We start from the raw sequence: 19,100 nt of genomic DNA on the forward strand, positions 1-19,100 counted from the left end.
CTCTTGTTTCTCATGATCGAACGATACGTTCTTTATCATCTTGTCATAAAATGACGAAACTGAGAAGATGCATCATGATTTTTTTATGACATTCTTCTGAGAGTTCGTCTTAGCACGTCTCACTTAACTGATGTGAGATATCACCAATCGCCACTTCCTTATATTGATTGTTCGAATACTCAATCACTGTCAAGCTCGTCCCTTCAATCTCATCATCAAACCACAACTCAGATATATTTGCTTCCCTGATTTCTCGTAAGATCGCTTGAATGACCATTCCATGTGTCACAACCAGAACATTGCCACTCATATTCGCTTGAATGATATGTTGCATTGCAGATGAAACCCGATTCGTGAATGTCAACATGGCTTCTCCATGATTCAACCGATGATCATATTGACTCGGATTTGACCAAAATGTTTCAAATACATCCATTCGTTCGATTTCGTCTTCCGCCTTCCCTTCCCAGACACCAAATGAAATTTCATCCAACTCATCTAAGATATGTACCGGTGAATCTAATGATACGTCCATCGCTTCTAACGTTTGAATGGCTCTACCACTGGGGCTCACATACACGGTCTCAAAAGCTATCGTTTGAAGTCGGTTTCCTAACTTTTCCGCATTCAAGACTCCCTCGCTCGTTAACGGCGAATTTTGCCGGCCTTGTAAACGTCTTGCTTTATTCCACTCTGTTTGTCCATGCCTGACGATATATAACGTTAACATCTTAATCTCCCTTTCCTCTCTACATTAAAAAGAGGAGCCATCCGCGCCGATGGCTCTTCTTCACAAGAATAGGACCTATGTCCCTACTGCTCATCGTGGCTCGATGATGAGCTTGATGGCAGTACGTTCCTCACCGTCTATCATAATATCCGTAAAGGCTGGAATGCAAATCAAATCGAGACCGCTTGGCGCGACAAAGCCTCGGGCGATTGCGACGGCTTTGACGGACTGATTCAGCGCACCTGCCCCAACCGCCTGTATCTCACACGTTCCTTTTTCACGCAGCACACCCGCTAAAGCACCCGCAACGGAGTTAGGGTTCGATTTTGCCGAAACTTTGAGTACGTCCATTCTTGTTTCCCCCTCGGGTAGGTTGTTCAATCAAACCAGACGGTCTGATCATCTAGGTGAATTCGTTCGATTTTTGTCGCTCGTTTCGTCTGATCATCGATTGTAATGAAAACTCCATTAAGTTGTTCCCGTCCCTCGGCAACTTCAAACCGAACTGGGAGTTGTGTCATAAATTTTTTTAAGACGACCGATGCATCCATCCCGAGCACCCCGTCTAGTGGACCGGTCATGCCGACGTCTGTAATGTAGGCCGTTCCGTTCGGTAGGATGCGTTCGTCTGCCGTTTGCACGTGTGTATGTGTCCCAACAACGGCTTGAGCGCGTCCATCGAGATGATACCCCATCGCAATCTTTTCACTTGTCGCCTCGGCGTGGACATCGACGAAGATGGCATCGACCTCATCCCGCACTTTTTCAATGAAACGGTCGACGGTACGGAATGGGCAGTCAAGAGATGGCAAAAAAACATTTCCCATTACGTTGATCACGGCCAATTTCTTCCCATTCTGCTTTAGCTTCATCATCCCAACACCAGGAGTCCCATCCGGATAGTTGGCCGGACGAACAATCCGGCCTGCATCGTCGATCCAGTCAAAGATGTCGCGGTTGTCCCACGTATGGTTCCCCATCGTTATCCCATGAAAGCCGAGCTCCAAAAACTGTTGATAAATCTTTTTCGTGAGACCGCGTCCGTTCGCCGCATTCTCCCCGTTGACGAGCATGAACGTCGGGTTGTATTTATCTTTCAACCGACCAATCTGATTGCTTAAAATATCTCGACCTGGTTTACCGACCACGTCACCGATAAATAAAATTTTCATATAAAATCCTCCCTCAAACAGAAAAAGCGGAGAAATTCTCCGCTTCGTTTACTTCGCATAATCGACGGAACGTGTTTCACGAATGACCGTCACTTTAATTTGTCCAGGATAATCGAGTTCATCCTCGATTCGCTTACAAATATCGCGTGCCATCTTGCCGGCGACTACATCGTCGACGACATCAGGACGAACGATGATTCGGACTTCACGTCCCGCTTGAATCGCATACGATTTTTCGACACCTTCAAACGACTCACAGATTGACTCGAGTCGTTCGAGACGGCGAATGTAGCTTTCAAGTGTCTCTTGGCGAGCTCCAGGACGAGCTGCTGACAAGGCGTCGGCCGCTGCCACAAGTACCGCAATCGTCGATGTCGCCTCGACGTCCCCGTGGTGGGAAGCAATCGAGTTGATGACGACCGGATGTTCTTTGTACTTCGTCGCAAGTTCCACACCGATCTCGACGTGACTACCTTCGACTTCGTGATCGATCGCTTTACCGATATCGTGTAAGAGCCCTGCCCGCTTCGCGAGCGTGACATCTTCCCCGAGTTCGGCTGCCATCATCCCGGCAAGGTGTGCCACCTCGACCGAGTGAGACAAGACGTTCTGACCATAACTCGTACGATAGCGCATGCGACCGAGTGTTTTGACGAGGTCTGGATGGAGTCCATGAATCCCGGCTTCGAACGTTGCTTCTTCTCCGTACTCACGAATGCGCTCATCCACTTCCCGACGCGATTTCTCGACCATCTCTTCAATTCGAGCCGGGTGAATCCGACCGTCTTGAACGAGTTTTTCAAGCGTCATTTTGGCGATTTCACGGCGAACCGGGTCGAAACCTGACAAAATGACGGCTTCTGGTGTGTCATCAATGATGAGGTCAATCCCAGTCAACGTCTCGAGCGTCCGGATGTTACGACCCTCACGCCCGATGATGCGACCTTTCATCTCATCACTCGGTAAGTTGACAACAGATACCGTCGTCTCAGCGACATGTTCAGCAGCGTATCGTTGCATCGTGAGAGATAAGAGGTGTTTCGCTTTTTTATCCGCTTCTTGTTTTGCTTTTTGCTCGATTTCTTTTTGAAGGAGAGCAGCATCGTGAAGCGCTTCCTGCTTCGCTTCGTCCATGATGATGGTACGTGCTTCATCTTTCGAGAGGGATGCCACGCGTACAAGTTCTTGGCGTGCCTCTGCGTATAAGTCCTCCACTTTGCTTTCAAGCATTTCTGCTTCACGCTTGCGCTTTTCGAGTCCTCGTTCCTGTTCATCAAGTGAGTCTTCTTTCCGCTCGAGCATGTCTGCTTTGCGTTCGAGAAGCTCTTCTTTTTGAACGAGGCGATTCTCTTTCACTTTCTGGTCTTCGCGACGTTCACGCAATTCCTGTTCCGTCTCATTACGAAGTTGAATCATCTCTTCTTTTACTTCAAGCCGTGCTTCTTTTTGCATCGCTTCCGATTGTTGTTTGGCTTGCTCCACAATCTTAGTCGCTTCCGTCTCGGCACCTTGAATCTTCGCTTCGGCGATCGATTTACGCACAAAAAAACCTGCAACAAAAGCTATCGGCAAAAGGAGGATCAGAATAAGCCAGTATAGCCATTCCATCATGTTCACCTCCCTTTCGCAAGGTTATTTTATTTTTTTAATAAGTGAGTAGCACGGGCAAGCCCGCGCATAACTTTATTGTACTTATTTAAGAGTGAGAATGCAATGCACGGACAGGATAGAACTACCAATCGTCTAAAAATTATACTAAAAAAATCTCACTCGGATGATTCCAAGTGAGACAATCTGTTTATTCGTCATCGAGAAGTGAAATAACTTCGTCGTCTTCCCCTTCGACTGTGACCGTTTTTTCTCCGTTCAAGCCGTAGTGGTCGCGAATTTGTCGTTCCACTTCGGCAGCGATTGCTGGGTTTTCTTTCATGTACTGCTTCGCGTTCTCACGGCCTTGACCGAGACGTTCCTCATTGAATGAATACCAAGCTCCACTCTTTTGAACGATATCGAGGTCTGCACCGATGTCGATGAGCTCCCCTTCACGTGAGATCCCTTCTCCATACATGATATCGACTTCTGCCGTTTTGAATGGTGGCGCAATCTTGTTTTTAACAATCTTGATCTTCGTACGGTTCCCGACCATATCTTGACCTTGTTTGAGTGTTTCTGCACGACGAACTTCAAGACGCACCGAAGAGTAGAACTTCAAGGCGCGACCACCTGGAGTCGTTTCCGGGTTACCGAACATGATACCGATCTTCTCACGGATTTGGTTGATGAAGATCACAATCGTCTTCGACTTGTTCGTCGCACCAGACAGCTTACGAAGTGCCTGAGACATCAAACGGGCTTGAAGACCAACGTGTGAATCTCCCATTTCCCCTTCGATTTCGGCTTTTGGTACGAGTGCCGCAACCGAGTCGACAACAAGGATATCAACCGCACCAGAGCGAACGAGCGCTTCAGCGATCTCAAGCGCCTGCTCCCCTGTATCCGGTTGAGAGAGAAGCAACTCATCGATGTTGACACCAAGGTTTTTAGCATACTTCGGATCGAGCGCGTGCTCGGCATCGACGAATGCAGCTTGACCTCCGCGTTTTTGAACTTCCGCAATCGCATGAAGGGCGACAGTCGTCTTACCTGAAGATTCTGGTCCGTATACTTCAATGACACGACCACGTGGATATCCACCTGCTCCGAGCGCGACATCGAGAGCGATTGACCCTGAAGGGATGACCGACACTTGTTGGTCTGTATTTTCACCAAGGCGCATAATCGAGCCTTTACCGAATTGTTTTTCAATCTGGCGCAATGCCATTTCTAACGCTTGTTTACGATCACTCATAGATAAATGAGCCTCCTTTAATTGATACTTTCATTATACGTGAACAGTTGGCGATACACAAGTTTTTTACGAACATTTATTCGCCTTTTTCAATTCGCTGGATGAGGGCCCACAACCCGTCTTTTGCAGCTCTCATACGAATCATATTACGTTCCTGATGTGGATACGTTCGCTCGATGACCTCGGTTCCCCCTGTCGTTTTCACTCCGATATAGACCGTTCCGACCGGACGACCCGAATTTGATGTCGGTCCAGCTTCGCCTGTGAATGAAAGGGCATAATCGGCTTTCGATTCATGAGCCAAGCCCACGACCATCTCATAGGCAACTTCTTTTGAGACGACTGAGTGCTGTTCAATTGTATCAAGGGCGACCCCCAAATACCTATTTTTTAGCTCATCCGAATACGTCACCATTCCTCCTAAAAAAATAGCTGATGAACCCGGTGTCGATGTGATCATCGACTGGACCTCACCACCGGTCAATGACTCGGCAACAGCGAGCGTTCGATTCATGCGAGTCAGCAATTGAACAAGATGCGAGGCAATCGTTTCTTCATCCGATCCGAAATAATATGAACCGACCCGTTCTAAAATTTTAGACTTCACTTCTTGAATCATCGCTCTCGCCGTCATCTCATCGACAGCACGAGCGCTGATTCGGAGTCTTGCCTCTCCAGTCTCGGCATATGGCGCGACGGTTGGATTTGCACCGTTCAATAAGTCTTTCACTGCATCGTCGAGAGCCGATTCACCAATCTCATAAAATCGTAGCGATTCCGAGACGAGCGTCGCACCTGAAAACTTTTTCGGAAACGTCTCATCGATGAGCGCTCGCATCTCACGCGGTACACCTGGGAGTAGCATCCATGTCGTATCACCAGGAATCCACATACCCGGAGCAAGCCCTACTGGATTTTGTAGCACGTCTGCTCCGCTCAACACATCGGCTTGGCGTGCATCCCCCTCATTCATCGGGCGATTACGCGAGCGAAGGAATCGTTGAATCGTCTCAAACGCTTCCTCATCCCGTACGATCGGACGTTCGAGCAGTTCAGAAAGGACCTCTTTCGTGACGTCATCCGCTGTTGGACCTAGCCCACCTGTGACGATGACCAAGTCAGAACGACGACGGGCGATCTCAAAAGTCTCTCGCATTCGTGCCGCGTTGTCCCCGACAACTTGATGATACAAGACCGGCACGCCGTACTTCGACAGTTGTTCTGATATGTAACTGGCATTCGTATTGATGATTTCTCCTAAGAGCAACTCGCTTCCTACCGCAATGATTTCGGCTCGTTTCATCTTAATTCCTCCTCGACTTCAAAAAAAAGACGAGCTAGATCAACCAACTCGTCTCTGTCGACTTACATCGACTTCACAATTATCTTGTAGTTTTGTGCGAAGTACTCAGCACCTGAATAAATCGTCAGCGCGAGTGCCAACCACATCGCCCATTCGCCAAATGGGATTCCGACATAGCTGAAAATCGGATTACCGAATAGTAAGAAGATGATGGCAAATAGTTGCACCCACGTCTTCGCCTTCCCAGATTTTCCGGCCGCGACGACAATCCCTTCGTCAGCAGCGACAAGACGAAGGCCAGTGACAGCGAATTCGCGTGAAAGAATCACGACGACGACCCAAGCCGCAACGAGGTCCATCTCGACGAGGAGAACGAGTGCCGCCGTAACGAGAAGTTTGTCTGCGAGCGGGTCCATAAACTTACCAAAGTTCGTGACCAAATTGTGTTTGCGGGCCAAGTGACCATCCAGCCAGTCCGTAATGGCCGCAATCGTAAAAATCACACCAGCAATAAATTGGTGAAGTGGGATGTCAGCACCTAAAAAGGCGATGTTGCCCCAATCAAAATCAATAGCAAGTAAGACGACGAATACGGGTATGAGTACCACGCGTAACATCGTCAATCGGTTAGGTAGGTTCATTTAGAACGCCTCCTCTTAGAAGGAGAGTCGACTTATTCAGTGTCAACTCTCTTTACAAAAATATTTTGTGTGACCGGAGACTCTTGAAGCTCGAGATCGCGACCGTTGACGACGATTTTCTCAACACCTGCGATGAGTCCGATTCGAATACGTAGCGTGTCCGTTTCAGCGTCTTCAATGACAATCGGGTTTTGTTTCGATTGATTTGGATATTCAGGCGCTAGGAATGCTCCTTCAAGTGATGTATCACGTACGCCAACATATGAGGCCGGGGACTCTTTTACATAAATCTCAGTTGATAATTTTTCACTCGTCATAAGTTCATATGTGATATCCGCACCGTTCGATTCTGTCACCGCAACCGGACCGGATTCTGCAGGCGGTTCTTCCTCAGCCGGATTTTCTTCAGACGGTTCTTCCTCGACAGGCTCATCTGCCGGAACATCCTCGTTTTGGTCGACCGTAACGCTAGAACTTGGCGGTTCAGTAGGACTCGCATCCTGCCCACCGAAGTCGATGCTTCTCACCGCAAAATAAACCGCAGTGATGAGCAAAAAGACAGTGAGGACAAGCAGTACTTTTGGAACCCACCTTGAAACCCGGCTCGTAGACTCCGAAGCCTTGGAATACGTTTTCTTCCGAGATAACTGAGCGGTCGGCTGTGCCTCGATTTTTGGTAAGTCTTTTGCATATGTTCCGTACAGTTCATCTACATCTAGACCGAGTGACTCCGCATACGTTTTAATGAACGCCCGTGCATAGAAAGAGCCAGGGAGATTTTTGTAATCACCTTCCTCGATCGCGATGATATAGCGCTTTTGGATCTTCGTCGTCTGTTGGATTTGGTCGAGCGTCAATCCGCTCTCCTCACGCTTTTGTTTCAAAAAAGTCCCTAGTTCTGTCACAGGGGTCCACACCTTCCATTCACATTATTATTCAAACCATTCTGACTCACGATGTGTTTCTTGTGGGATGATGATCGTTTCATCCAGGTTGTTTCTCAATTCAATAATATAATCAAAGTCTTCATACACGCAATCGGTGTTACGGACATATAAGTCAGGATGTTCAATAACTTTCACTGCAGGCAATCGCATGACTTCACGGATGAGCTGTCGATGTCGTTCATCCATTGTACGAGTGGAGACGGCTCCATCAATTATGTATACGTGATCGCCTTCCCGTTCTTCTTCAAATAATGAGGTTCGAACGGTCTGTTTCATCAGTGTTGATGACAAAAACAGCCATCGTTTGTTTGCACACACACTCGCCGCGACGATAGATTCCGTCTTTCCGACGCGAGGATTACCGCGTACGCCAATCAATAAATGACGCTCTTCCTTCATCAACTCTGCGACAAAATCGACGAGAATCCCTAAGTCTTCTCGCACGAAACGGAACGTTTTTTTATCATCACTGTCATGGTCGATGTATCGACCATGTCGAATCGCTATTCGATCCCTTAATTTGGGACGCCGTAACTTGATGACAGCGATAGCTTCCATTCGCTTCAAAATATGTTCGAGCCGATGGACATGATCAGCAGCCGGGGCTTTTAACAACATCCCACGGCGCTGTAGATCGACTCCATTGATGGTGACGATGGATATTTGAAGCATTCCCATGAGAGACGCGATATCTCCGAGGATACCCGGTCGATTTTGACACAGTTCATACTCGAGATACCACTCTTCGAATTTATGTTCCATCCCCAACCATCCTTTCGAGCGAGTTCACTACCTAGCCTATTTTAAATTATTTTAGAAGAATTGAAAAGAACTCGTTTATGTACAGTGACTAGATCATTGCCAGCCACCGTCGATGCGTAACACCGTTCCTGTCATATAGGAGGCGTCCGTTGAGCATAAAAAACGAATGGTTTTAGCAACATCTTCAGTATTCCCGAGTCGTCCAAGTGGAATGTCGTTCATCACGGATTCCTTCGACTCTTCTACCGTATCATTCATTGGCGTATCAATCCACCCTGGTGTCACCGCATTGATTCGAACATTGAACGGTCCCACTTCTCTGGCAAACGCTTTGACGAAGCCGAGCTGTGCTGCCTTGACTGTGGAGTAAAATACCTCGGCGGCCGCACCTACCTCACCCCAGATGCTTGAGACAATGACAATATCGAGTTGATGATCATACGGCTTCTTAGCTACAACGGACTGGACCAATTGAATCATCGCACGGACATGAATTTCATAGAGACGGTCGAGCTCATCGATTGCTTGGTCGACGACGAGACCATGAAGAGCGTGTCCGGCCACGTAGACGATTCGGTCGACGTTCGGCATTTCTTGTACCCACGACTCAACGGCACCTCGGTCTGTTAGGTCACAAGGTAAAAGTTCTGCCGAAAGATTTTCTTCATCAATCAAATGACGTAGTCTTTCGTGACCCTCGTTCGCATGCAAAATCAATTCATCTTCACGAAAAGCGAGCGAGACGGCACGTCCGATGGCACCGCTCGCTCCAACAATCAACGTCTTCATGGCTTTTTGACGATGCATACGGTCCGTTGCTCTTGACGGAACAACCGCTCGTACGCTTCGTATAGTTCATCTAATGTGATGTCATCAATCAAATTCAGAATCTCGAACAAGTTTCCGTCATTGAGCGCATAACGAGAAAACTGATTGGCGATGAATTCCGGTGAATTCAGTGCTTTTAAAAATTGACCTTGCATCATGCGTTTCTTACGGTCAAGCGTTTCCTGATTGAGTTGAAGTGGACGTTCCAGTGCCTCCGTCACACGACCGACAAACGCATCGACTTCCGACGTCTCCATCGACAACGCAGCAAAGGCGAATGTTTCTTCTGACGTATAGTCAAACGAGAAGGCATCGTCAATCAGTCCTTCAGCATACAGTTCAGTATAGAGAGGGGCTGTCGTATCAAACAGTGCATGCATAAGCAATTCTACCGTCAACTCTTGCTTCAGACCCGCTTCGCCAGCTTGCGGGGCATCTTTATAGCCAATCATCACTTTCGGGACAGAGACATCCATCTCGATGACTCGTTCCGACAAACGAACCGCGATCGGCTCTTCAACCGTTTCACGGGCACTCAGCTTCGGTGCATCGAATGATTTGGTCGACTGATTGTTTCGAATCAATTCGAGCATCTCATCCGGTTCAATGTTTCCAACGACGAACAACGTCATATTGCTCGGATGGTAGAACGCTTGATGACAAACGTATAAATCTTCTGCAGTGATCTTCGAAATCGATTCGATAGTGCCCGCAATATCGATTTTAACGGGATGTGTCTCATACATTGCTTCAATCAAACCGAAATAAAGACGCCATCCCGGATTGTCTTGATACATTTGGATCTCTTGACCGATGATGCCCTTCTCTTTCTCCACCGATTCTTCCGTGAAATATGGAGTTTGAACGAAGTCGAGCAACGTTTGAACATTTTTCTGAATGTTCGACGTCGCACCGAACAAGTACGCCGTCCGTGTGAAAGAGGTGAAAGCGTTCGCCGAAGCGCCTTGATGTCCGAACTGTTGGAAGACGTCGCCATCTTCTTTTTCGAACATCTTATGTTCTAAGAAGTGCGCAATACCATCGGGAACCTCGATCCAGTCTTCTAGTTTAAAGCGTCGGTCAATCGATCCATATTTGGTCGTGAACGTCGCGAATGTTTTTTCATATCCAGTCTTTTTCAACAAGTAAACGGAGAGGCCATTGTCGAGCACGTGGTGATGTAATGTCTCTCCGACGTTTGGAAAGTCTAGTTTCATGCTTCTCCTCCTTTCAAACAATAGACAGCTTCAAGCTCTATCTCATTCGCAAGGGCGATGACATGATCGCGTGTCGTGTTTTCGATAATCGCAATCTCTTCGACTAACGAGAATGGACGAACGTCCGCTCCGCTCATCCAAGCAATCAACTGACGCGGACTATCTCCGAGTTGGCGACGTTGGTGGAACAAGAGTTCTTTCGTCTGTTGTAGCGTTTCATCTTCAAACTCGCCCGCTTGTAAAGCCTTCAATTGCTCTTCGATGATCTGTTCAGTCTTCTGCTGATTCGTCGCATCAATTCCTGCGTATACGAATAACTTTCGGCTGAGTGAACTATATTGTGAAGCAGCATAATATGCCAAACTTTCTTTTTCACGGACGTTCATAAACAGTTTCGAATGAGGAAATCCACCGAATAACCCGTTTACAATTTGCATACGTATCGCGTCTTTTGTACGTGGGTCGACATCGAGCGCATAGGCGAGATGAAGCTTGCTTTGTTTGATATCTTGATGCTCCTCTAACCGCTTAAACTCACCTCGACTCGCTTCAGGTAACAGGCGTGGTTGACGTGTCCCAAGAGATTCCAATGGGTTAAAGGCCTGTTCGACTTGTTCACGACTGACATCCCCGACGACATAAATGTCGACACGGTCGTCTTGAATCATCGATTGATAGGCATCGTACAACGATTTTGGCGTGACATGGTCGAGTTGTTCAAGCGTACCGAGTGACGGGATTGCGAGTTCTCCTCCGAGCATCTCTTGTAGACGCTGTTGGGCGAATCGCATCTTGTCATCATAGACCGATTCGATGCGCTGGCGTTGTAGACGGCGCTCTTGCTCCACAATGAGCGGTTGGAATGCACCGTCATAGACGTTTGGACGAAGCAGTACGTCTTCAAGCAATTTGATTGCTTGGCTCAGGACGTTTTCCCCGACAAGGTTGTCGTTGACGACTTCAAGTTGGAATTGGATGACATGCTCTTTTCCAATTTTTGAAGCGCCTGCATACAAGTTTGTGTCATACAAATCTTCTAGCGGTGTGTGAAATAACTCAATCGAAGGATAGGTCTCCGTCGATTTTTCCATAATGAATGGAAGTAGGGCTCGATCTGCTACCGTATCTGTAGAAAGTGGTGCAGCGAATGAGACGAGACAAGTCGTCGTCTTAAATTTCTTGGTCGGATAGACCGAGTAGTGCAATTGATGCTCGAACTGCTCGATTCCTTTCATCAGCCGATCACTCCTTTTTTCGTTTTGGTTGGAACACGGCAGCGCCGCGTGCATATTCTTGGTCCGGTATGCCTGCCACGACATTCGCGTAACGTGCAACCGTGAATAAATAATCACTCAATCGATTAAAGTACGGAAGCTGCCGGTCGGCGACACCGAGTGCGGTCAAGTCACGCTCGACCCGTCGGCAGACAGAACGGGCCACATGCAGGCTCGCTGCGGCAACACTGCCACCCGGAAGGATGAAACGTATGAGCTCCGGGCATGACGTCTCCCACTCATCTATCCAGTTTTCAAGCTCCGTTACGATTGACAGATCGACCTTTTTTGGAGGTTCTCCAGTGTACATCAGTTCCGACCCGAGATCGAATAGGTCGTGTTGAACCTTCGTCAGCTGTCCACGAAGTGACTCGTCCTCTTGATGGGCAATCGCCAAACCAATGTGACTATTCAACTCATCTAGATGACCCATCGCTTCGATTTGAGGATGATGTTTGTCGACACGGCTACCGATTAAAGAAGTTTCACCCGTGTCGCCAGTTCGTGTATATCTTTTCATACGACTCCCCCCTTAAAATGCCACAAATGGTGACTCAAACGAGTCACCATTACGAGATGTGTGGTTGTTCAAATGGTAAGTAAATCTCAAATGTCGTACCGACACCAGCTGTACTCGATACGTTGACCGTCCCATGATGGGCGTCGACTACATTCTTGACGATGGCAAGTCCAATCCCGGTCCCTGTTTTCGAACCACTCGTCCGCGCCTTATCGGCTTTGTAGAATCGCTCGAACACGAACGGTAAGTCTTCTTTCGGAATCCCGTGACCCGTATCGGTCAATTGAATCTGTATCCCGTCGGACATTTCGGTCGCCTCGATTCGAATCTCTCCGGAGTCGGTATGGGCGATGGCGTTGCCGATCAAGTTCGTGAACACTTGTTCGAGTCGGTCGCCGTCCGCTTCGATGAGTCGATGCGGTACGTCTGTCTGTAATTGAATTTCCTTCTCAGACGCCATTTGGTTAAACTTCCGCATGACGCGCGGCAAGAACTCCCCGATATCGAACGAGCTGAACTGCATCGTCTCTTTACCCGATTCGATGCGTGCCAAATCCAGCAAATCGTTGACGAGTCGGGCCAAGCGTAGTGATTCGTCGTAGATGATTGAGGCGAACTCCTTCGTTGCCTCGTCACTCTCTGTCATGCCGTCGATAATCGCCTCTGAATACCCTTGAAGCGTCACTAGCGGTGTCCTGAGTTCATGACTGACATTCGCCACAAAATCGGTCCGCATCTTATCGAGTCGATGACTCTCAGACGTGTCCCGAATAACGACGACGGCCCCTTCAAAATCATCCTCACCCACGAGCGGTGTGACCGTCAATGTGTAGTAGCGGTCATCCTGTTTCACTTCAATCGTCTTTTCAGATGTCCCATCCATCACTTCCTCATAAAGAGAGAGCACGACTTCATGGGGCTGCCCGTCTTGAAGCAGCGGGCTCGCTTGCGGATTCGTGACAATGATGTTCGCATGACGGTCGAGCGTAATGACACCGTCCGCCATCGAACGTAGAATCGATGCAAGTTGCAATCGTTCGCGGTCAAGGGCATCGACATACTTCGCCAACTGGCTACTCATCGCATTGAAGGAAGCGGCGAGTTCACCGATCTCATCTCGCGTCTTCGTCTCGAGACGTAAATCGAATTGCCCTTCACCTGTCTTGTTGACCGCGTCCCGCATTTCTCGAAGAGGCGCCGTGATCCGTGTCGATAAGAAGAACGCGAACACGGTTGTGACGATGATTGCCGAGGCGACGGTCCACAAGATGATGGTCCGCGCACCCGCATTCGCACTCGAGATTGCATCAAGGGGTTCTAGTAAGTACAGCGTATATTGACCGTTTGATAACGAGAATGTCGTTCGGTAAGCAAGGGCCGCTTGATCGTTAAACGATGAGAAGTTCCCGATGGCCGTTTCCCCGACCGCCTGGTACGTTTCCCAATCTTGTCGCTCAAGCTCAACCATCAAACCGTCCACTTGATTGCCAAAGTTGGATCGAACCGAACCGTTTTCGAGAGTATAATTCGCACCATAAACTTCGATGATTTGATCAATCGTCTGTGACGTATCCCCTTCATTCAACAATACCGATTGAACCTGACCTCCGAGTTTGGCGAGATGCCCTCGTTCTTGGTCGATGTGAAAGGAATTAAAAAATTCAAGCATCAATACCGAGACAATGAATAAGATCACGCTGACCAAAACGAGAATCGTCAGCCACAGTTTCGTGACGATACTATTTCGACGAATCATCATTCACTGGCAGCTTCGAACTTGTACCCGACACCCCATACAGTCGTGATCATATGAGCGGCGTCTGGAGAGACCCGATTCAATTTCTCACGAAGACGTTTCACATGTGTATCGACGGTCCGAAGATCTCCGAAAAATTCGTAGTTCCATACTTCTTTCAATAACTGTTCACGCGAAAAGACTTTGTCCACCTGTTTTGCGAGGAAGAATAATAATTCGTACTCTTTCGGTGTGAGTGCGATTTCTTCCCCATCTACCGTGACGCGGTGAGCATCGTTATCGATTGTCAGGTGTGGAAAGACGATCAAATCTTTTGACTTTTCGCTCGTCTGCATGAATTTTGTTGAGCCTGAACGACGAAGGAGCGCCTTGACGCGAAGCACAACTTCACGTGGGCTAAACGGTTTGACGATGTAATCGTCCGCTCCGACCTCAAATCCTTGAACACGATCGATTTCTTCCCCTTTCGCCGTGAGCATAATGACGGGTGTCGCTTTTGTTTTTCGAAGCTCTGTACACACTTCAACACCATCCATCTTCGGCATCATCAAATCGAGCAAGATGACATCGTATTCGTTTTCAAGGGCGAGGGCGAGTGCCTCTTCGCCATTGACTGCCTCTTCAATCACATATTGTTCGCGTTCTAAGTACATCTTCAAAAGTCGGCGAATTCTTTCTTCGTCGTCGACTACTAAAATTTTCGTTTTCTCAGCCATTCCTGAAACCCTCCTAAGACCCATTACGAGTTGTAGAGAATGTTGCACATTTGTGAACATTCTACTCTCTGCCATAACTATACCACTCTATTATTTCGCTTCACAACGATGATTTGATGGACCAAATGAAAAAGAAGTCACAATCGTGACTTCTTTTAAGTCAAGCATACGAATGTAGGCCCGCAATGACCAAGTTGACGAAGACGAGGTTGAACATGATGATGGCAAATCCACCGACACATAACCATGCTGCTTTCGTTCCTGTCCAGCCGCGCTGAATACGCATATGCAAGTAATATATATAAATGAGCATCGTAATGAGGGCCCACACTTCTTTAGGGTCCCAGCCCCAAAAACGGTTCCAGGCGATCTGTGCCCAAATCATCGCGAAGATGAGGCCGCCGAGAATGAAGACAGGTAATCCAATCGCAACCGAGCGATAACTGATTTCATCAGCAAGGTCGAGGTCGACTTTTTTCGCAAGCGGTTGAAGCGCTTCTGCGACACGTTTCCGCAAAATGACGAAGCGAAGCAACGCATAAATCACGACACCGCCGATGACCGACCAAAGAAGTGTGTTCAACTTGAGTGTGTTGATCCAGTTTGGAAGTTCAAGCGACAATCCGCTTGCGCCAGACAACAGTTGTGCTCCTTCTGGGGCGAACAAGATTGGCATGAAATATTCATACGTTTCTACTTGACCACGGTCATTCGTAAATTCGATGACCCCACCGGCACCAATTCCCTTAAAGAGTATCGATACGATGATGAAGCCAAGCGTACACATGAGGACGAACATTGTCACTTCAAGCCACGTCCGCGATTTTGACTGTTCTTTCATCGACGTCTCATTTAACAAGAAAATAAGACCCGATGCAAAGCTGATCGCCAAAATGCCTTGACCGAGTGCGGCCGTCGTAACGTGGATTTTCAGCCAAACACTGTTGAGTGCAGGGATTAGCGGTGCGACCTCGCTCGAGAACATCGAGGCGAAGGCGATGACGAGTAACGCCACCGGCATCGCGAACAATCCAAGTACATCATTTCTATAAATACCGTATACGACAAGGAACCCTAGCACCATCATCATCCCAAAGAATGTCGTATATTCATACAGGTTTGATACCGGCGCATAACCGACACCTGCCCAACGCATAAAGAAATACGTCAATTGAGCAACAAAGCCGATCACCGACAAACTGAATGCATATTTCCCATAAGCGACTCGGTTGACGTTCCGATCTTTACGCATTCCACTCACGGCGATCGTAAAGAGCACCGTTGAGATTGCATAAAGGAAGAACGCGATAAACAGCATCTGGCTGCTCCATTCAATCCATTCCATCAAGATTCCCCTCTTTCATCTGTTGACTCATTCTCCGATTCCGATGTGAATCTCGCCTGGTCCTCCCACATCGGTAAGCCTGTCTGTTCTAATAACGGCGAAACTTCCCGGCGGAGCGAAGACGGGTTTTTGTTCGTAAAGCCTGCAACGAGCACGCTGTCTTCGTGACGGCGAACCCATATGCGTCGATGCGGCCAGTACATGCCCATCACAATCCCAATCATGAAGATGGTGGCACCGACAATTAAGATTGGATACGTGGAATCACTCTTCACACGGAGTCCGCTCGTGCTCGCCATTTCTGTACCTGCAAACTGGACATCATAACGGTTCTCTTCATCGGCGACGTTGAGACGAATACCGACCAAGTTTGATTCCGTCTCTCCTTCAGGTGATTCGATATTGAAGAAGAAGGCAGGGTTCAGAGCACGAGGTGATTTCGTGTTCGGTTGCCCATCTTTCACTTCAAAGTCCGGATACAAATCTTTCAAGGTGACAGTGACCCCATCAACCTCATAGGATTTCTCTGGATTCTCCAAATCGACTTTGAACGGACCATATTCGTCGCCGGTTTCTTTATCTGCCAACATGAACGACATCGATAAGAATTCCGGACGGCTCGAATATTGTTCCTGATACACTTCAAATTGATCAAATTTAAACGGGTGGTTGACTTTCGTCGAACCGACATCGACTTGTTCGAGTTGCGGCGATCCGTCCTCGTTCGTTCCCGTTTTTTTGAATAACGTCAGTTCTGTCTCATAGTTTTTCGGAACGGCCCCCGCTTTTTCAATGGCGGCTGCGAACTTCGCATCCTCCTCATTGTTCTCCGGGTCGTACATCTCAAGAATGAACTGATCGTTCCGTAAATAATACTCCCCATCAGTCGCTTCTAGTGAGACCGTATCTCCTTCACGCACCCACTCGAGTGTGTCTGTATGAAAAGCAGGGAATGCTCGGAGCATCGCCCCGAGGAAGAAGATGACAAGTCCGACGTGGTTGACATACGGACCCCAACGACCGAAGCGGTGTTTCTCCGCTAACAGGGCATCGCCGTCACGTTTGACGGTATATCGTTTCTTTTTGAGTAAAGTTGTGACTTCGTCGATTTGAGCCTCTGTCCCTTTACCTTGACCGAAGAGACGTTGACCTTTCATGAAGCGTTCTGTCCGTCTGACCGGTTGTTTCTTGAGCGCTTTATAAAGTGGGATACCACGGTCAATCGACACAACGATGAGCGAGAGTGTCAGCATGACGATTAAGCTGATATACCACCATGACGTATATAAATTATGGAATCCGAGCGAATGATAAATGGATCCCGGTGTCCCGTATTCCTGCGCATAGTATTGTTCAGCAGGTAACTGTTGCGGAATATACATTTCTTGAGGAAAAATTGTTCCGATTGCCGAACCGACAATAATCAAACCAATTAACCACAACCCCACTTTGACCGATGCAAAAAAATTCCACACGCGGTCAATGATCGATTTCGGACGACGTTTCGATCGTAAATCGGCGCCTTCATATTTCATATCTAGCATCAGTGCGTCCCCCGTTCGTTTACAATGACTTCTCGGCTAGCTCCATCAATTTTTCTTTCGAAAGTTCACCTTCATACTTTTCAATTACATTCCCTTCACCATCGATGACGAATGTGACGGGTAAATTATAAATGCCATAGGCTCCCTCGACTTCACTCTTCGTATCCATCAAAATCGGATAATCGAGACCTACACCGAGGTCGTTGATGAAGTTGTCGACGCGAAGTGGCGTTTCGCCCACGTTCACAGCCCAAAAATCGACGCCCATATCCTGAAGTGTCGCATAATTCTCTTGAACGACAGGCATCTCTTTCTTGCATGGTTCACAGAAAGTGCCCCAGAAATTCAATAACATACCCTTTCCTTCGTAGTTATTTCGCTCGTAAAGGGTCGAGCCGTCGAGTGTGACGAGTTTGAAGTTCGGTGCCTCGTCTCCCGCCTCGATGCGTCCGTCGTTACCGGCCTGGTCGAACAGTTGCATGACGGTGATAGCTCCCGCAAAGAGAACGACAGTCATGATCATCAATCGCCAAAATGACCTCTTTTTCTTTTTTGCGACCGCTTGTTCCATCCGGTCGTCTTTGTTTTGATCTTTTGTCATCGTTTTCACACCATCCTTCAGTTGCTATTGTACTGAAAAAACACTAAAAACGCACATTAACAGACTTTTTTCATTTTTTTGTCACACAATTTACACAATCAAAAAAATCATCCCATTTCAGGACGATTTTTTATTGTTATTTTTTTTCTTTTTGCCTCGTTGTTTCGGCGGAACAGTCGGGTTCGCGAGTTCACGAAGCTTACTGATTTCTTTGTGTGAGAGCTCACGCCAGTCACCTGTGTTGAGACCGTCCAGTGTCAAGAAACCGAACTGTTCACGTTTGAGTTTAATGACCTCGGAACCGACTGCCTCGACCATGCGACGAATTTGACGATTATGCCCTTCTGAGATGACGATTTCAAGAATCGCCGTGTTCTTCTTGTGGTCCACAGACTTCATCTTCACTTTCGCGCTTCCTGTCTTAAAGCCATCATCGAGCTCCACGCCTGACTCAAGTTGTTTAATCGCCAAGTATGACGGGACATTCTTCACTTTCGCCACATACCGCTTTTGGATTTTATATTTCGGGTGCGTCATCATGTTTGAGAACTCTCCATCGTTCGTCAAGATGATGAGACCTGTCGTATTGTAGTCAAGACGTCCGACAGGGAAAACACGTGCCCCTGGTGGTACGAGGTCTGTGATGACTTTGCGCCCTTTGTCATCTTCTACCGTCGATACATAGCCGCTCGGTTTGTATAGTAAGTAATAGACATGTTCTTCTTGTTCGATTTTGACACCATCGACCTCAATCTCCGTTTTCGGTCCAACTTTTGTCCCGAGTTCCCGGACAACTTTCCCATTGACGCGGACGCGACCATCTAAAATCATTTCTTCTGCTTTCCGGCGTGAGGCGATCCCCGCTTGTGCGATTACTTTTTGTAAACGTTCCATAT

At 47.8% G+C, this 19,100-nt stretch carries 19 protein-coding genes; all 19 read right to left on the reverse strand.

Features of this window, described 5'->3' with window-relative positions; all coding sequences use genetic code 11:
- Positions 1 to 109: 109 nt before the first annotated feature.
- Positions 110 to 730: a histidine phosphatase family protein gene (locus tag KNO76_RS04780; RefSeq protein ID WP_214883122.1), complete on the reverse strand. Its 621-nt coding sequence runs from the start codon at positions 728 to 730 to the stop codon at positions 110 to 112.
- Between the two features lie 90 nt (positions 731 to 820).
- On the reverse strand, positions 821 to 1,081 hold the full coding sequence (locus KNO76_RS04785; RefSeq protein WP_026825833.1) for a stage V sporulation protein S: 261 nt from the start codon (positions 1,079 to 1,081) through the stop codon (positions 821 to 823).
- 26 nt (positions 1,082 to 1,107) lie between these two features.
- A complete protein-coding gene (locus KNO76_RS04790; protein ID WP_214883125.1) occupies positions 1,108 to 1,902 on the reverse strand; it encodes a TIGR00282 family metallophosphoesterase in 795 nt (264 codons plus the stop codon).
- A gap of 48 nt (positions 1,903 to 1,950) precedes the next feature.
- Positions 1,951 to 3,513: a ribonuclease Y gene (gene rny, locus KNO76_RS04795; RefSeq protein WP_214883128.1), complete on the reverse strand. Its 1,563-nt coding sequence runs from the start codon at positions 3,511 to 3,513 to the stop codon at positions 1,951 to 1,953.
- Between the two features lie 187 nt (positions 3,514 to 3,700).
- Positions 3,701 to 4,750: a recombinase RecA gene (recA, locus tag KNO76_RS04800; RefSeq protein ID WP_026825830.1), complete on the reverse strand. Its 1,050-nt coding sequence runs from the start codon at positions 4,748 to 4,750 to the stop codon at positions 3,701 to 3,703.
- A 76-nt stretch (positions 4,751 to 4,826) separates the two neighbouring features.
- On the reverse strand, positions 4,827 to 6,053 hold the full coding sequence (locus tag KNO76_RS04805) for a competence/damage-inducible protein A (RefSeq protein ID WP_214883131.1): 1,227 nt from the start codon (positions 6,051 to 6,053) through the stop codon (positions 4,827 to 4,829).
- Between the two features lie 62 nt (positions 6,054 to 6,115).
- On the reverse strand, positions 6,116 to 6,694 hold the full coding sequence (pgsA, locus tag KNO76_RS04810) for a CDP-diacylglycerol--glycerol-3-phosphate 3-phosphatidyltransferase (RefSeq protein ID WP_026825828.1): 579 nt from the start codon (positions 6,692 to 6,694) through the stop codon (positions 6,116 to 6,118).
- A 32-nt stretch (positions 6,695 to 6,726) separates the two neighbouring features.
- On the reverse strand, positions 6,727 to 7,599 hold the full coding sequence (locus KNO76_RS04815; protein ID WP_214883133.1) for a helix-turn-helix domain-containing protein: 873 nt from the start codon (positions 7,597 to 7,599) through the stop codon (positions 6,727 to 6,729).
- A 27-nt stretch (positions 7,600 to 7,626) separates the two neighbouring features.
- A complete protein-coding gene (locus KNO76_RS04820; RefSeq protein WP_214883136.1) occupies positions 7,627 to 8,403 on the reverse strand; it encodes a YmfK family protein in 777 nt (258 codons plus the stop codon).
- A 93-nt stretch (positions 8,404 to 8,496) separates the two neighbouring features.
- Entirely contained in the window at positions 8,497 to 9,210 is a 714-nt protein-coding gene (gene ymfI / locus KNO76_RS04825; protein WP_251127893.1) for an elongation factor P 5-aminopentanone reductase, read from the reverse strand.
- Complete coding sequence (yfmH, locus tag KNO76_RS04830; RefSeq protein WP_214883138.1) at positions 9,189 to 10,448, reverse strand: EF-P 5-aminopentanol modification-associated protein YfmH; 1,260 nt, start codon at positions 10,446 to 10,448, stop codon at positions 9,189 to 9,191. The genes ymfI and yfmH overlap by 22 nt, the downstream gene beginning before the upstream one ends.
- On the reverse strand, positions 10,445 to 11,683 hold the full coding sequence (gene yfmF / locus KNO76_RS04835) for an EF-P 5-aminopentanol modification-associated protein YfmF (protein WP_214883140.1): 1,239 nt from the start codon (positions 11,681 to 11,683) through the stop codon (positions 10,445 to 10,447). The genes yfmH and yfmF overlap by 4 nt, the downstream gene beginning before the upstream one ends.
- Positions 11,684 to 11,690: 7 nt before the next feature.
- Positions 11,691 to 12,242 carry a cob(I)yrinic acid a,c-diamide adenosyltransferase gene (locus KNO76_RS04840; protein WP_026825823.1) on the reverse strand — a complete coding sequence of 184 codons (552 nt, stop codon included), beginning with the start codon at positions 12,240 to 12,242 and terminating at the stop codon, positions 11,691 to 11,693.
- A 49-nt stretch (positions 12,243 to 12,291) separates the two neighbouring features.
- On the reverse strand, positions 12,292 to 13,998 hold the full coding sequence (locus KNO76_RS04845; protein ID WP_251129032.1) for a sensor histidine kinase: 1,707 nt from the start codon (positions 13,996 to 13,998) through the stop codon (positions 12,292 to 12,294).
- Positions 13,998 to 14,714, reverse strand: coding sequence for a response regulator transcription factor (locus tag KNO76_RS04850; RefSeq protein ID WP_026825821.1), 717 nt, complete (start codon positions 14,712 to 14,714; stop codon positions 13,998 to 14,000). The genes KNO76_RS04845 and KNO76_RS04850 overlap by 1 nt, the downstream gene beginning before the upstream one ends.
- Positions 14,715 to 14,874: 160 nt before the next feature.
- A complete protein-coding gene (gene ccsB, locus KNO76_RS04855; protein ID WP_214883144.1) occupies positions 14,875 to 16,059 on the reverse strand; it encodes a c-type cytochrome biogenesis protein CcsB in 1,185 nt (394 codons plus the stop codon).
- The gene (gene resB, locus KNO76_RS04860; RefSeq protein WP_214883157.1) at positions 16,059 to 17,603 is read right to left on the reverse strand and encodes a cytochrome c biogenesis protein ResB; all 1,545 of its coding nucleotides are present in this window, start codon (positions 17,601 to 17,603) and stop codon (positions 16,059 to 16,061) included. Before resB ends, ccsB begins: the two co-directional genes overlap by 1 nt.
- Before the next feature lie 19 nt (positions 17,604 to 17,622).
- Positions 17,623 to 18,204 (reverse strand): redoxin domain-containing protein, encoded by a 582-nt coding sequence (locus KNO76_RS04865; protein ID WP_051545970.1) that lies wholly within the window; start codon positions 18,202 to 18,204, stop codon positions 17,623 to 17,625.
- A 117-nt stretch (positions 18,205 to 18,321) separates the two neighbouring features.
- Complete coding sequence (locus tag KNO76_RS04870) at positions 18,322 to 19,098, reverse strand: pseudouridine synthase (protein ID WP_214883159.1); 777 nt, start codon at positions 19,096 to 19,098, stop codon at positions 18,322 to 18,324.
- Positions 19,099 to 19,100 lie beyond the last annotated feature (2 nt).

Source organism: Exiguobacterium sp. s101 (assembly GCF_018617835.1).
Lineage (GTDB): Bacteria > Bacillota > Bacilli > Exiguobacteriales > Exiguobacteriaceae > Exiguobacterium > Exiguobacterium marinum.

Excerpts from the sequence above, each read along its gene's own strand:
- KNO76_RS04780 (WP_214883122.1), bottom strand. The coding sequence starts at position 730 with ATGTTAACGTTATATATCGTCAGGCATGGACAAACAGAGTGGAATAAA.
- KNO76_RS04785 (WP_026825833.1), bottom strand. The coding sequence starts at position 1,081 with ATGGACGTACTCAAAGTTTCGGCAAAATCGAACCCTAACTCCGTTGCG.
- KNO76_RS04790 (WP_214883125.1), bottom strand. The coding sequence starts at position 1,902 with ATGAAAATTTTATTTATCGGTGACGTGGTCGGTAAACCAGGTCGAGAT.
- rny (WP_214883128.1), bottom strand. The coding sequence starts at position 3,513 with ATGATGGAATGGCTATACTGGCTTATTCTGATCCTCCTTTTGCCGATA.
- recA (WP_026825830.1), bottom strand. The coding sequence starts at position 4,750 with ATGAGTGATCGTAAACAAGCGTTAGAAATGGCATTGCGCCAGATTGAA.
- KNO76_RS04805 (WP_214883131.1), bottom strand. The coding sequence starts at position 6,053 with ATGAAACGAGCCGAAATCATTGCGGTAGGAAGCGAGTTGCTCTTAGGA.
- pgsA (WP_026825828.1), bottom strand. The coding sequence starts at position 6,694 with ATGAACCTACCTAACCGATTGACGATGTTACGCGTGGTACTCATACCC.
- KNO76_RS04820 (WP_214883136.1), bottom strand. The coding sequence starts at position 8,403 with ATGGAACATAAATTCGAAGAGTGGTATCTCGAGTATGAACTGTGTCAA.
- ymfI (WP_251127893.1), bottom strand. The coding sequence starts at position 9,210 with ATGCATCGTCAAAAAGCCATGAAGACGTTGATTGTTGGAGCGAGCGGT.
- yfmH (WP_214883138.1), bottom strand. The coding sequence starts at position 10,448 with ATGAAACTAGACTTTCCAAACGTCGGAGAGACATTACATCACCACGTG.
- yfmF (WP_214883140.1), bottom strand. The coding sequence starts at position 11,683 with ATGAAAGGAATCGAGCAGTTCGAGCATCAATTGCACTACTCGGTCTAT.
- KNO76_RS04840 (WP_026825823.1), bottom strand. The coding sequence starts at position 12,242 with ATGAAAAGATATACACGAACTGGCGACACGGGTGAAACTTCTTTAATC.
- KNO76_RS04845 (WP_251129032.1), bottom strand. The coding sequence starts at position 13,998 with ATGATTCGTCGAAATAGTATCGTCACGAAACTGTGGCTGACGATTCTC.
- KNO76_RS04850 (WP_026825821.1), bottom strand. The coding sequence starts at position 14,714 with ATGGCTGAGAAAACGAAAATTTTAGTAGTCGACGACGAAGAAAGAATT.
- ccsB (WP_214883144.1), bottom strand. The coding sequence starts at position 16,059 with ATGGAATGGATTGAATGGAGCAGCCAGATGCTGTTTATCGCGTTCTTC.
- resB (WP_214883157.1), bottom strand. The coding sequence starts at position 17,603 with ATGCTAGATATGAAATATGAAGGCGCCGATTTACGATCGAAACGTCGT.
- KNO76_RS04865 (WP_051545970.1), bottom strand. The coding sequence starts at position 18,204 with ATGACAAAAGATCAAAACAAAGACGACCGGATGGAACAAGCGGTCGCA.
- KNO76_RS04870 (WP_214883159.1), bottom strand. The coding sequence starts at position 19,098 with ATGGAACGTTTACAAAAAGTAATCGCACAAGCGGGGATCGCCTCACGC.